Source organism: Liquorilactobacillus hordei DSM 19519, assembly GCF_019443985.1.
Lineage (GTDB): Bacteria > Bacillota > Bacilli > Lactobacillales > Lactobacillaceae > Liquorilactobacillus > Liquorilactobacillus hordei.
In genome coordinates this window covers 24425-39612 of record NZ_CP049303.1, presented here as the reverse complement: position 1 = coordinate 39612, position 15188 = coordinate 24425, and the positions used below count along the sequence as shown (strand labels likewise).

Sequence of the window (15188 nt, the reverse complement as noted above, 5' to 3'; positions counted from 1 at the left end):
AGACTGGGAAAAATAAAAAAAAAACATGGGTTTTGACAGGTTTGGTTACAAGTACCTTACTGTCTGCACGATAATTTCTAATATTTATACTGTTGTGCCTTCAGTCAATGCAGAAGACACTGATGCGGCAACAAATCAGTCTGACGAGAATACCTATACGACAATTTCAAAAGATGATTTTTTGAACTATTTCACACAAAATGGTAATGCTGTTAATAATTATGATAATTCAACTGGCGTGCAACTATTTACTACAACCACCAATCAAGCGGGAAATATTACTTTTAAGGGATTAATTAATTTAAACAATTCTTTTGAGATAAAAGGCGCAATTAATGTCGGGGAGAGTACATCTACAGCAAAAGTTGCTGATGGCATAGGCTTTGCTTTTTATCAAGGTGACAGAAGTCAATATAGTAGCAGTAACAATATATATGGTGGAAATGTCGGAATATATGGAGTTCCCGGCGTTTTCGGCTGGAAACTTGATACTTATTCGAATTATGGCGGTATAGATGGTGATTCAGATGAAGGATTATCAACACCATATGGAGCATTTGTATCAACTGATGCAACCGGAAGGGGAACAATTGATAAGCAATCTGTGCAGGAAATGGGATCTTCTTTTGAAGACGGTCAATTGCATGATTTAGATATAAAGTATGATGCAGCAACAAAAATACTTAGTGTTGTACTGGATAATACGACTTTCAGTGAAAGTTTAGCTAGCAAAATAAATTCTCAAAACCCGCAATATTCATTCTCAATAGCGGCCTCAACGGGTGCACTATCGGCTGAACAGACATTCAGATTTGATTATATGAAATATGTTGCTTCACAGAATGCGACAATTAATTATATAGATGAAAATACGGGTGAAACATTGGGATCAAGTAATATGAGTGGGAACTCTAATTCCCTAATTAAGTATCCAGATGTAAAGATAGAAGATTATGAGAATGAAGGGTATGAGGTTGATACAGCGAAAACAGATTTGACGGATTCTTCCCGTTTTGATATTGATGATACAAAGAATCAGATCTTTTCGGTGTATTTAAAGCATAAAACAACAACAATCACAAATGAGAAAACCATTCAACAAAAGATTAGTTATGAATATGATGATGGAAGCAAGGCAGCTGCTGATAACATCCAGAAACTGACATTTATTAATCAGATTGTGAGAGATGAAGTGACAGGAGAAACAACCAATTCATGGACACCGGAAGACGGAACAGTGTTCAGCAAAGTTGAATCACCTAAAGTTGAAGGTTATGATGCAGCTCAAACGACTGTTCCAGAGACTACAGGTATAAACCAAGATAGCAGTAATGCAGACTATATTGTTAAGTATTCACCAAGAGATGAAAAGGCTGTAGTAAGATTTATTGATAACTTAACAGGTAATGTAATTTTTGAAAAGCAACTTAGTGGTAAGTTTGGTACAACTTCAAGCTATAAATTGGCAGATGAAATAGCATTGATTGAAAATCAAGATTACTTTGTTAAATCTAGCAATTTACCAGAAAATGGAGTTGTCTTTAATCAAGATGGACAAACCTTAATCTATACAGTTAATTTATTACCAATTGAAATAATTCCAGAGTCACCTTCTAATCCTGGTTCAAATACAAGCACAAAAACAGGTTCAGATTTAGATACAAATAAGAATACAAAATTACAACAGAATGCATATCCAAAAGCAACTGCAGTGAAGATGGACAATCTAGAAGATGAGGTCAAACAAATTATAGAGTTGGTTGAAACAAAGCAAAAAGTTGTTGACGAAGCAGTAAGTTATGTTCATTTTATTGATCAAGATACAAATAAAATTGTAAAAACTGATGTATTGCCAAAACAAAATGGTTTTTATCCAATTAAAGTTGTGGCCGCAACAATGGAAAAATATGGGTACCAGTTACAAAATAATTGGAATGGAATTTACAGTAATTCAAAGGGAACCCAGAAGAATGTTAATGTATACGTTGCGAAGAAAGAAAAGTTTCAAAAAAATGCGAAGTTATCAATAGAAAACAAGCAGGGCAGAGATGATTTTAGTTTTCGTGACAGTACTAGCGAGAATCATAACGGACTACTCAATCAATTCTTTAGTACTTCTGGTAGTGCAGTGGATGTTAATCATACATTGATTCCTAAAGTTGGTGGAGGTGGAGCTGGAACTGGACATGAAGTTGCTAAGATTCTTGCCGTTTTGGCATATTCTGTCAACTTTAGTAGACGATGATAGTAGTGCGGAGGAATCTTATTTTAAGATCAGTTCTAGAAGTGAAAAATAAGGATGTGAGCATAAAATATTTTTAATGTGTTTTCATTAATGATTTCGTATAATCATGTTTTGCAAATGACACACATAATTAAACTTTTCTTCGTCTATAGTAGAAATTAAGGCTGTGATGCCAGAGTAAATTTAGTAGCTGTACTTTTTTAAATTATCTTAGATTTTATAGAAAAACATATTGAAAAATAATTATTTTACGACTATACTTTCTTTGAGGGTAGCGCTTACAAATGAACTGCACTTGCTTAAAATTTTAAAGATGGAAAGTCGTTGATTATGAAAGCTGCAAGAATTTATGAGGAAAAAGATGTTCGGTTGGAAGATGTTGATATTGCTGAACCTAGGAAAAATCAAGTTCAAATTAAAGTAAAGTATTGTGGAATTTGTGGTAGTGATTTACATGCATATCTTGAGGGGTGGGGGCTTCCAACAGTTGCTCATCCATTAACCGGAAAAGTAGTTCCAATGACACTAGGACATGAGTTTGCAGGTGAGGTAGTTAAGGTTGGCGCTAATGTTGACGATTTAAAAGTTGGTGATGCAGTTGCTGTAGAACCATTGATTGCATGTGGTAAGTGTGAAAATTGTCGCAAAGGATTTTATAACTTCTGTAATAACGCCGTTGCAAAAGATGGCGCGGGTAATTTTTTGGGATTTTCAGACGATGGTGGTTTTGCAGAGTATGCTAATATAGATGCCTTCTTTGCACATAAAATGCCAGAAGGAATGCCTTATGAATTAGGGGCATTGGCTGAACCAACAGCCGTAGTTTTTGAAGCAATCAAGAAAAGTGGTTTGCGTGCTGGAGAAGATGTTATCGTTGAAGGTGCCGGACCGATTGGATTGTTAACAGCAATTTTAGCAAAACTTGCAGGTGCAAATCGTGTCTTTGTAATTGATGTTTCGCAAGATCGGTTGAACAAAGCAAAAGAATTAGGACTTAAGAGAATTTTGAATCCTACCAAGGTTGACGTTTTGAAGGAAGTTAGAAAAGAATGTCCTAATGGAGTTGATGTTTCTTTTGAAGCAGCGGGAGTACAAGCTACATTTGAAAATGCTTTGAAACTAACCAAAAGAACTGGAACATTGCAAATCGTTGCCCTTTTTGGGAAACCCCTTAAGGTAGATATGACGAATGATGTTATCATGCAAGGAATTGATATTATCACTACTCTTTGCTATAACAACTCATATCCAGAAGTTTTGGGAATGTTGAACAATCATCGTGAACTTTTCGGTAAATTAGTAACTAAAAAAATTCCATTAAGTCAAGTTGTTGAACAAGGAATTAAAACTTTAGCTACTGAAAAAAATCAAGTTAAAATTTTAGTTTCACCTGAAGGATAATTTGAAATTATTGAATGAGCTTTTAATCAGAATTTTGACTTATGAAGGATGCTTATGCATAACAAATAGAGAGACAGGACCAAAAGTTAAATTTTGATCCTGCCTCTCTATTTGTTCCAGGTAAACGTGTTACTTAAGTCCTTATGGTTATTATTAATCTAAGGCTTTTTATTACTTATTCTGCTTCTGAAATTACTTTAGCTATATCATCTTTTGAAAAGTCATGACCCATGAATTCTTTGTCATCAACAGGCAAGTGCTGTTCGAGTGTGTCGAATTGTTGGATGGAAACAGTTCCTTCTGTAATCTTGAAGTCTAGGGTATGTCCACCAAATAAATGATCATCTGCCAAAAAATGATTATGGAATCCTGCTACGGCTGCACCATGGAATAGAGCAGGCGAATAGTAACTTAGCATTGTTCCTTTGACATTTTCTTTTTCAAAGATGCTTTGATTCTTTGCAGTCTCAGCAAGTGTTGCAAAGGGCCTTGTGGATTTCACAACGGCTCTGGTCTTCATGTAACTAAAAGTTCCTTTGACTAGGACAGAAAAAAAGGTGTTTGAGTTTGGTTTGCCTTCAAGTGCAACTTTTTCAAAATCAGCAGGGTTTGCATTACTAATTGTTCCAATTTCTGTGTAGTCAGCAAAATGACTGTTAGCAAAGGGCATGATAAAGTCATCTTTAAGAACATTTGCATTTCCATAACTGTCTATCTGATAGGGAACACCATCTAAGATAATGAGCTCGCCATCAAGTCCTTCACCAGTTCCAATACCGGTGTCACCATGAGCAAGTAGATCACCCATAGTTGTTGTTCCGGTAAGAAGTCCAGGAACAAGTAGTGCTAGTGTTCCATGTTGATAAAGTATTTTTGAATTTTTCATAATAAGCAATAATCTCCTTATAAAAGTGTAATAATAAGCTAAATGTCAAAGACATCTCAATATTAAAATAATAACATAGATATTTTAAAAAAGATTATTTTGTGCACAAGATATAATCTATGAATTTTTTGTGAATACATTAAGAAAGTACAAGACAGCTGTATAATAAATCTTGATTTTAAAGAATTCTTTAGATACGATAGGCTTATAGTTTGCTACAATTAATGTATGAAGTATGGTGCTTTTACCATATGGTGCTTTGTAAAGATATATAATAAGAACAAAGCATGGGAATCTAATCTTATATCTGAGAGGTAAATATTATGAAAATATTAGTTGTTGATGATGATAAAGATATTGTAGAACTTTTGAGTATTTATATTGAAAATGAAGGTTATGAAGTTGAAAAGGCATATAATGGCAAAGAAGCAATTACAAAGTTAAATACTAACCCAGAAATCGGCCTGATGATTTTAGATATCATGATGCCACAAATGAGTGGAAGTGAAGTCATTAAGGAAGTACGTAAGGACTCACAAATTCCAGTTTTAATGCTCTCAGCTAAAGCTAGTGATATGGATAAAATCCAAGGCTTGATTCAAGGTGCTGATGACTATGTAACAAAACCTTTTAACCCGCTGGAAGTTATGGCACGTGTTAAGTCATTGTTACGACGTGCAGAACATGCAGTCAAGAATGAAACACCTGATATTTTGAAGGTTGGTCCACTAGTAATTAAGAAAGACTCTCATGAAGTTGAGACGACTGATGGAACATTAATCCAGCTTACGGCATTGGAGTTTGGGATTTTACATCTACTAGCTAGTCATCCAAATCGCGTTTTCTCAGCTGATGATATCTTTGAACGTGTTTGGCAACAAGAATCTGTTGTTTCAGCTAAGACTGTAATGGTTCACGTTAGTCATTTGCGTGATAAAATTGAAGAAGCCACAAATGGAGAGAAAGTTGTCCAAACTGTTTGGGGTGTCGGATACAAAGTTGAAACACATTAGAATGGGGCTGGTTAAGTGAAACTCACCGCACGTGAAAAGAGTGAATTGTTCGGTGAAGGAATTGTAACTATTATTTTGCTCTTACTGCTTAACTTATCGATATATGTGTTACTGGATCAATTGATAGAATCTAATCCAGGACTTGCTAATGGAATTTTCCAAATAAAAATGTCATTAGCATTTGGTCCAAACCATATCCAATTTTGGAGCTGGGGTTGGGTTTTTTTAACTGCGATGTTAATAATAGATGTTTTTATTATTTATTGGCGACTTCTGAGAAGATATCGGCAAATGCAATTACAGCATATTATATTTGAGTTGCATTATATTGCTGATGGACACTTAGATCATCGAATTCCTTTCCAATTACAAGGTGATATGCAACGAGTGATCTCAAGTATTAACGCACTCGTGGATAGTTCACTGCGAGCAATGGAAGAGGAACGTAAGATTGAGCGTTCTAAGGATGAACTTGTAACGAATGTCAGTCATGATATTCGGACACCGCTCACTTCAATAATTGGTTATCTAGGTCTGATTGAAGAAAAGCAATATCAGTCTGAAAAGGATATCTTGAAGTATACACACACAGCATATCTTAAGGCTAAACAAATGAAATTATTAGTAGAAGACTTGTTTGAATATACAAAGGTAAGACAGCCATCTACACCGCTTAATCTAAGTCAGATTGATTTAGGTCAGTTGCTTGAACAGTTAGCGATATCATTTGAATTAGAAGCCAAGAAAAAGAATGTGGTTATTCAGACTGGAAAGATTGAAAGTAAGTTATTGATGGATGCAGATGCAGAAAAGTTAGTGCGAGTATTCAATAACTTGATTACAAATGCTTTAAAGTATGGTGCAGGTGCCAAAACAATTTGGATTAGTGCTAAAAAAGTATCTGAAAAAGAGATTGTAGTCAGTATAGCTAATGATGGTAAGGCAATTCCTAAGAAGTCCTTAGCACAGCTTTTTGATCGCTTTTATAGAGTTGAAAGCTCACGCTCAAAGGAGACAGGTGGAAGCGGATTAGGTCTTGCAATTTCTTTGAGTATTGTTGAGTTGCATCATGGGTATATTTATGCTGAATCGGATGATAAGTTAACGAATTTTATTATGCATTTTCCAATTAACCAAGAAGTTGAGCTCCAGAGAGAAAAAGTTGAAGAAAAGAACTAATAGTCATTGTCATAGTAGTCTTTTTTAGGTATTCTAGAATGGGCTAAAAATTTGAAGGGACAGGAAGAAATGTTATTTAAAAGAACAAAGAAATTGTTTTTAAGCTTAGTAGTTGCAACTACAGCTTTTACTGCAAGCGCAGGAATATTTAATGCTGGACAAGTTAGCGCTGATAGTACCAATGCACAAGATTTGAGTTTGGACGTTAAATCTGCAATTGCTGTTGATGCGAACACAGGTCAAGTCCTGTATGCGAAGAATGAGGATCAGGCTTTACCGATTGCTTCGATGAGTAAATTGATTTCGATTTATTTGGTGTTACAAGCAATTAAAGAAGGAAAATTATCATGGAATCAGAAGGTTTCAGTTGATAGTGACTCTTATGAAGTGAGTCAGGACACCACACTTTCAAACGTTCCACTGCTAAAGGATCATACATATACAGTTAAACAACTTTATCAAGCAAGTTTAATTTATTCTGCTAACGGTGCAGTCATGACACTTGCTAATGCGGTATCTGGTTCACAAAAGACATTCGTTGATAAAATGAGAGCTTTGGTTAAGAGTTGGGGAATCAAGGATGCAGAATTATACACTTCGTCGGGACTTGATGACAACCAAGTAGGTGATGCTAAGTATCCAGGAGCTTCATCAGATGCAGTTAATAAGTTATCTGCAAAAGATATGGCGATTGTTGCAGAAAAGATTTTGAAATATTATCCAGACATTTTGAAAACCACGAGTGTTACAAAGATGAAATTCAACAATGGTACTAGTGAAACTGAGATGGAAAACTGGAACTGGATGTTGAAGGGATTAGCGAGTGCATATACTGAACTACCAGTCGATGGATTGAAGACAGGGACATCAGATAGTGCTGGAGCTGATTTCACTGGAACGGTTCATAAGGACGGACATCGAATAATCACTGTTGTGATGGGTGCGCAGCATACTGGTGATACGGATATGTCGAGATTCACACAGACACAAAAATTGATGTCATATGTATACAATAACTTTACGTATACAAAGATTGCCGCTAATCAGACATTTAAGAAGGCAAACTCTTTACCAACATTCCATGGTAAAAAGTTAACTACGAAGGTTGTTAATCAAAAAGCTACTAATATTTGGCTTAAAAATGGTGTGTCATCTAAGAACATCTCAGCAAAATTAACTGCAAACAAGAAGCTATACAAGAATGGTGGCTTGGAAGCACCTCTGGCAAAGGGGAAGAATGTTGGTACATTATCACTTAGTGTAAAGGGACAGCAGTTAAGCTTCTTGAATGGTTCAAGTAAGTTGAAACTAGCAGCTGTGAATACACAAAAAATTGAGAAGGCAAATGTTTTTGTTATTATGGGTCGTGCGATTAAGAATTTCTTCAGTAATTTATTCTAAAGCAAAATTAATTTTTTGAAATATATCTGGATAATTGATTGTTTAATAATTGGTAGCAAAATATAAAAAATCAGTTCATTTTTGAACTGATTTTTTTTGTGACAAAGTATTTATGTAAGCTGATAATAAGCTAGTTAATTGGAAATGATTTTAAACATTCAATCTTTACTCCATTTTTTTACTTGGACGACCTGTACTAGCAGCATAACCCCAGTTAAAATGGTGGGAAAGCATTTAAAAATGGTGTGGGATGAAAAAAACAGCACAAGTGATAATAATTAAGTTATTAAGAAATTCATAAGGTTAATTAATGAAATGGGCAAGGACATAACTTTCTTGTTTTTCATGGATATTGAGTGTATATTATAGATTGTTGAAGTAGATGATTAAAAAAACGGAGGAGAAAGAAAATTGAATATGATTAAAGAGGAGTTCAAGAATATTTTGAATCATAAGTTGCTGATTGCTACAATTTTGGCAATTATGTTCATACCTTTTTTGTACTCAGTATTCTTCTTAAAATCGGTATGGGATCCTTACGGGAATGCTGGGTCATTACCGGTTGCTGTGGTCAATGAAGACAAAGCAGTTTCATACAATGGAAAGAAAATGCAAGTTGGGGACAAATTAGTTAAAGAATTGAAAAAAAATGATTCTTTGCAATGGCACTTCGTTTCTGCAAAGAAAGCTTTGGATGGAATGAAGCATAAAAAATATTATACGATCATTACTATTCCAAAGAATTTTTCGAAGAATGCTACCACTGTCTTGAATAAGAATCCGAAAAAAATGAGATTAACTTATAAGACGAACGATTCTCTCAACTATATTGGTAAAGTTATTAGTGAAGAAGGTGCCAAGCAACTTAACACCAAAATTAATGCAACTGTGACTAAAGCCTATGCAAAAACAATGTTCGCAACAATTAAACAGGTTGGAACAGGGTTCACAACAGCTTCTAAAGGTGCTAATAAGTTGAAAGAAGGCTCGACAACATTATCAGATGGACTTAACACATATACTGCAGGAGTTAAGAAGGTTAATGATGGTGTTATTGAATTACAAACAGGTGTGGTACCTTTGAGTCAAGGTGTAATTAAGTTGACGACTGGGGCAACTGCACTTCAAAGTGGTGTATCAGAATATACAGCTGGTGTTGCTAAAGTCAATACAGGGACACAAAAGCTGAATAATAGTACAGGAACACTTGCGAGTGGAGTTAGCAAGTTGGCTACGGGTTCGAATTCACTGTCGAGTGGATTGGGAACATATACGAGTGGAGTCAGCCAGGTTAATTCAGGTTTGGGTACTTTGAATAGTAAAACTTCTTCACTAACAAGTGGATTAACAGATTTGAATACAGGATTAAACACATTGAAGGGAAACTCCAAGCAGATAAATTCTAATGTACAAAAATTAGCAAATGATTTACCTTACCCTGTTTCTGTTTTAAATATAACAACTACAATGATTAACAATAGTGTTCAAAGTTTAAATTCTAATGGTGAATTAAATAACTTAAATGATATGATTACTTTTTTACAAAGTTTACAAAGCTTTTATAAAAATTATGGAAGTACATTAACACAACTTAGTCCGTTAGTAGATAATTTATCTAGTATGACAACTGGGGTAAAGCAGATTCAAGCTAATAATCAGACTATTTCTGATGCAGTTAATACACTAGAAACCTCAGCAACGTTATCTACTAGTGACAAGGCAGAACTTGAAAAAATAAAAGCAGCTAACACAAATACTACGAATATTACAAATTCTATAAATACTAGTTTAACAAGTATTAATAGTAGTCAACTAGAGGAAGCTGTTAAAAACTTTAATGAATTAATTCAGAAAGCAAACTCAATTTCACAAATTGATTTGTCTAATGTTTCAGCAGATAGTATAGCTGGTAAGATTACACAATTAAGTGAATTAACTGCGGCTGCTCAAAAGGCAGCTTCCGGTCTTAACAACTCAATAGGAAATAATAGCTCATTTAATGAATCTGCTGTAAATGAAAAAACTTTAAAAGAGATTGCGCAAGAAAATGCAACTGGAACACAACTCAATACTCTAGTAGCAGGTGTTACTAAATATACAAGTGGTGTTAATAGTGCCAGTGTAGGTTCAAATAAACTATTAAGTGCTCTTCCGACTTTGACCGGAGCAATCTCTAAGTTGGCAAATGGGACAACAGAATTAAATAATAATTCTAACCAATTATTAAGTGGAGCCTCACAACTTGCAACTGGTTTAGGAACACTTAACAGCAATGTGCCAACTCTTGTTTCGGGCGTAAGTCAACTTGCTTCTGGGACAAGCGAATTAAATAGTAATAGTGCTGCTTTGAATAGCGGAACGGCACAACTTGCGAGTGGGTTAACTCAACTTAATAGTAAGGTGCCAACACTCTCATCCGGCGTTAACCAGTTAGCAAGCGGGACAAGTCAGCTTAATGCTAATTCTTCAGAATTGACACAAGGTTCAGCGAAGTTAGCTGATGGAAACAAGGCTCTTGCAAAAGCTTTAGGCAAGGGAGCGAAGAAGGTAAATGCAGTTAAGACGTCTAACAAGACAGCAAATATGTTTGCTACACCATCTAAACTGACTCATAAGAATTACAGTACTGTTCCTAATTATGGGTATGCACTTGCACCATATATGCTTTCAGTTGCATTATATGTTGGTGCTTTAGTCTTTAACCTAGTATATCCAATACGTCGTCTATCTACACCAGATGGTACAGGAACAGAATGGTTCTTAAGCAAGATTGCAGTTGGTGCAGTTGTAGCAACTGGTACGGCAGTAATTGAAACATTGTTAATGATGGCAGTAGGATTGATACCAGATCATCCTTTCCAAATGATTCTTAATGCGCTAATATTCTCCTTTACTGCGATGTACTTGATAATGTTCCTCTCAGTTGCTGGTGGAAATCCAGGTCGATTTGCTGCAATGATTCTCTTAGTTATTCAACTAGGTGGTTCAGGTGGATCATTCCCAATTGATATTACAAATGGTATGAATGGATTCTTCCAAGCAATTAATCCTTTCCTACCAATGACATATTCAATTCTTGGATTCCGTGAGGCATTGACTTCTGGATTAGGGTCAAATCAGGTTCTATTCTCAGTTGGAATAATGCTTATCTTTATGATTGCTTCGTTATTATTACTATGGGCAACAATGGTTACAAAGAGAAAGAATGGTTCAGTTAGTTATGCAGAACCAGCAACAGAAGAAAAGTAAGCAAATTTAATAAGTTGATAACCTTGAAAAGGTCTCTATGGAGATCTTTTTTTACTTGTAAAGAACTGTGTTCTACAAATTAAGATTTTCCAATCTAGCTTTGAATTAGTACTCGAAATTTTATGTTATATATTGGGATTGGTAATTACATTTCTCATTTTTACTACATTGAGATCATTAAAAGTTACAACTTTTTTTAAATGATATTAAATAAAAATTATGAGGAAATACTGAATTATTTTTTCGTAGGACTATAATTAGACGCACATAGTAAATGTCTTATGATATCATATCTAACAGGGGTTATAATTTATATTATTGTGGGGGAAAAACGTTGTTAAAAATTAACAAAAATTTTATTATTATATTATTTTTAGCTGCTATTACTTTTTTATATACATCTATATTGTTTGGATCCAATCAACTTGCTTTAACATCTGACAGTAGTTTTCATTTTTCAAGAGTTGAAGAAATATATCATAATTTAAGGGGACATCATCTACTTACTTTTATTGCTAGTTATACTTTTAATCATACTGGTGTAGGTAATTTTCTATTTTATCCTACCGTTTTTTTGTATCCGTGGGCTTTTTTAAGATTTTATTTTAATCCAATCAGCGCTTTTTTTATTTGGTATGGCTTTTTTTTATTTAGCACCCTAACTATTGCTTACTATTCTATGTATAGTTTTTCTAAAAATAGGGGTCGGAGTTTAATATTTGCACTTATTTATACGATTGCGCCATATCATTTACATTTAGGTCTTTACAATTATGTTTTAGGGGAATTTATTGCGTATACATTTGTACCTCTAATTTTCTTAGGTGCTTATAATGTTTTTTGGAAAAATTTAAAAAAATGGCCACAACTTGCAATAGGGATGAGTTTGTTGTTATATAGCCATCTATTAAGTGTTTATCTAATAAGTATGATTCTAACGGGATTGGTAATTTCTAAAATTATTATTCAAAGACGTTTTGAATCTGAACGGATACTTGCATTATGTAAAAGTATAGGTTTGACATTATTGTTGAGTTCTTTTATTATAGTACCTTTTGTTACAGATTTTATAGGTCAAAATCTTGCCTCTCCTAAAAAAGGATTCGATTTTTTAATGTCATTTAATGAAATGATAGTTGCATCGGTCTCGAATACTATTTCAATTAATCATTCAATAGGTATTATTATGTTGATAACTGCTCTTCTTGGCTGGTATTTTGTAAAAAGAAGTATTGTAGAAAAGAATATTTATATTATTGGAATTATCTTTTTGTGTTTGTCTACTACTCTTGTTCCATGGGGATTACTTGATCATAGCCATACAGCATTAAATATTTTGGGTGAAATTCAATTTCCTTATAGATTTAATACTTACTCAAGCTTCTTCTTGTCAATTACGGCTTCGTTGGTATTAAGTCAATTACTTGAGCAGTTTAAGACGAACTATCTTAAAAAAATAGCCATCATAAGTTTTGTTTTTTTAAGTATTGTTGGATATTATGGATCAATGCAATCAATTTTTGATCGTATTTTAGCAGCTAATCAGAATTATTTACTAGAAAGTAAAGGTGATCCTATACCATTACCGATTAATGCTTTAGTTGATAAATCTAATTATAATAATATTTTTTCGTATCTAGTTTTAAACGGTGAAACTGACTATTATCCAAAATATGCTGATAAAGATACTGGTTCATACAATCAATCAATATATAACAATTATGTTATTATAGGAAAAAGGGAGATTAAATTGGTCCCCAAGACTGTACCAAACACTATTATCTATCAAGTCCATAAAAGTGGTAAAGAAGAGAATATAAATTTACCAATTATCGATTATAATCGAACACAAGTTAAATTAAATAATAAACGTGTAACTCATACTAAAAGCTTTCGTGGAACAGTTGAAGTTAAATCAGCACAAAAGAATAATAAAATTACTGTAACTTATCAACCAAGCAAATTATTTTATTTCAGTTTATTTATTAGTTGTTTAACATGGATAGTGTTGATAATAAGGATCTTTGTAGGAAAATTAAAGAAATAAGGTTACAGTAAATTTAAATATAGAAAAATATTTTCTTCTTTTAGCGTGAATAAAAAAGAGAGTTATATATGTTTGAAAAATAAGAAGCCAGGCCAAAAATTAAATTTGGTCTGGCTCTTTGATTTCAAAAAAATGGGTTTTACGAATCAAAAAAGTTATAATAGTATTCGAATTTTATAAATTGGTGGTGCTAATAAAGATAAATTAATCTGTTAGTAACTGTAGAATCTTATTAGAAAGTGAAGACTATTTAAATATAAATGAGGATGTTTTGAAAGAAGATAAAATTGATTTAGTCAGAATCTATGTGAAGGAAATAAAAAAGTGGATCAAAATTTATATTTAACCAATTATTCAATCATTATTTTGAATTATAGACTATATAATAAATTATTCGTTACAATTTATTTAGACTTTTAATTACTCAGAGAAATCAACATCTTTTGTCTCCGCTACTGTTAAGAGTGAAATTAAGCAAGCAACAGCCATTATTCCAAGATAAAGGCCAACAAATTTTATTCCCCAATTATTAGCTAACCAAGTTGCAATCATTGGTGTAAATGCTGCACCGACAATTGCGGCTAGATTATAAGAGATTCCGGCACCAGAGTAGCGCACTTCCGTCTTAAATAATTCTGGCAACAAAGCACCAACTGGACCAAAGGCAACGCCCATTAATGTAAAACCAACGACTAAAAAGATAATAGCTCCTGTAAAGTTACGCTGCCCTTGTAAAAGGTATGGAAAGAGCAGTGAAAAGACAATCAAAGCACTTGAAGAAGCAAGTAAAACTCTGCGACGTCCAAAAATATCTGCAAGTTTGGAAGCATATACAATTAAAATAGCAAAAACAATAATAGCACCCATTAATAAAAATAAATATTCACGATTAGAAAATCCTAAATTTGTGATTGCATAAGTTAAGGACCAAGTTGCCAATGTGTAGAATAATGTATAGGTTACTGCAACAATAAGAGTACCTTGGATAATCTGACGCCAAGAAGTCTTAAAGACCAATGTTAATGGAGATTTAGAAGTCAGTTGTTTAGCTTGTGCTTGTCTGAATAGTGGTGTTTCCTGCATCTTTGTCCTGACCCAAAAACCAACAACAACAAGGACTGCAGAAGCTAGAAAAGGCACACGCCAACCAAATGAGAGCATCTGATTAGGAGTTAAGAAAGATTCAAGAAGAAAAAATAAACCATTGCTTAAGAAGAAGCCAAGAGGAGCACCTAATTCTGGAAAAGCACCATAGAGTGCACGTTTGTCCTCAGGAGCATTTTCTGTAGCAACAAGTGTCGCGCCTGACCATTCGCCTCCAAGACCGATACCTTGAACGAAACGACAAATGCAAAGTAAGATAATTGCGAGTAATCCAAGAGTGCTGTAGGCAGGCAGCAATCCAATTAATACAGTTGATCCACCCATGAGTAGCAACGAAACAACCAATGTTTTTTTACGGCCAACCTTGTCTCCAAAATGACCGAAGACAAATGATCCAAGAGGACGTGCAACGAAAGCCACGCCAAATGTGAGCAGACTTAGTAGTGTAGCGATTGTTGTGGTTACCTCAGGAAAGAAAACCTTTGGAAAGTATGTAGCAGCAGCAGTTCCATAAGCATAGAAATCAAAGAATTCAATAGCTGTACCGATCATTGAAGCTAGGATTACCGTTTTAACAGAATCTCGAGCATTATCTATTTGACTTAGACTCTGTGAGTTAACGATTGTTTTTGTAGCAGTAGTCATTATAAGTATCCTCCTAAA

The 15188-nt window shown here is 34.0% G+C and carries 9 protein-coding genes; 7 read left to right on the top strand and 2 right to left on the bottom strand.

Going from position 1 to position 15188, the window contains the following annotated elements:
• Positions 1–25 precede the first annotated feature (25 nt).
• The gene (locus G6O70_RS01430; RefSeq protein WP_258236148.1) at positions 26–2245 is read left to right on the top strand and encodes a lectin-like domain-containing protein; all 2220 of its coding nucleotides are present in this window, start codon (positions 26–28) and stop codon (positions 2243–2245) included.
• 330 nt (positions 2246–2575) lie between these two features.
• Positions 2576–3646: a 2,3-butanediol dehydrogenase gene (locus tag G6O70_RS01425; protein ID WP_057869255.1), complete on the top strand. Its 1071-nt coding sequence runs from the start codon at positions 2576–2578 to the stop codon at positions 3644–3646.
• Between the two features lie 175 nt (positions 3647–3821).
• Here G6O70_RS01425 and budA read toward each other — a convergent pair whose 3' ends face one another.
• Positions 3822–4532 carry an acetolactate decarboxylase gene (gene budA, locus G6O70_RS01420; protein WP_057869254.1) on the bottom strand — a complete coding sequence of 237 codons (711 nt, stop codon included), beginning with the start codon at positions 4530–4532 and terminating at the stop codon, positions 3822–3824.
• Positions 4533–4855: 323 nt separating this feature from the next.
• On the opposite strand from budA, the gene croR reads away from it, so the two are divergent.
• From croR to G6O70_RS01395, 5 genes are all read left to right on the top strand, one after another.
• Entirely contained in the window at positions 4856–5545 is a 690-nt protein-coding gene (gene croR, locus G6O70_RS01415) for a response regulator transcription factor CroR (protein WP_057869253.1), read from the top strand.
• Positions 5546–5560: 15 nt separating this feature from the next.
• Positions 5561–6724 carry a sensor histidine kinase gene (locus G6O70_RS01410; protein ID WP_057869252.1) on the top strand — a complete coding sequence of 388 codons (1164 nt, stop codon included), beginning with the start codon at positions 5561–5563 and terminating at the stop codon, positions 6722–6724.
• 69 nt (positions 6725–6793) lie between these two features.
• A complete protein-coding gene (locus tag G6O70_RS01405) occupies positions 6794–8125 on the top strand; it encodes a serine hydrolase (protein ID WP_057869251.1) in 1332 nt (443 codons plus the stop codon).
• A 417-nt stretch (positions 8126–8542) separates the two neighbouring features.
• Positions 8543–11374: a YhgE/Pip domain-containing protein gene (locus G6O70_RS01400; protein WP_057869285.1), complete on the top strand. Its 2832-nt coding sequence runs from the start codon at positions 8543–8545 to the stop codon at positions 11372–11374.
• 334 nt (positions 11375–11708) lie between these two features.
• Entirely contained in the window at positions 11709–13421 is a 1713-nt protein-coding gene (locus tag G6O70_RS01395) for a glycosyltransferase family protein (protein ID WP_057869250.1), read from the top strand.
• A gap of 420 nt (positions 13422–13841) precedes the next feature.
• Here G6O70_RS01395 and G6O70_RS01390 read toward each other — a convergent pair whose 3' ends face one another.
• Entirely contained in the window at positions 13842–15170 is a 1329-nt protein-coding gene (locus G6O70_RS01390; RefSeq protein WP_057869249.1) for an MFS transporter, read from the bottom strand.
• Positions 15171–15188 lie beyond the last annotated feature (18 nt).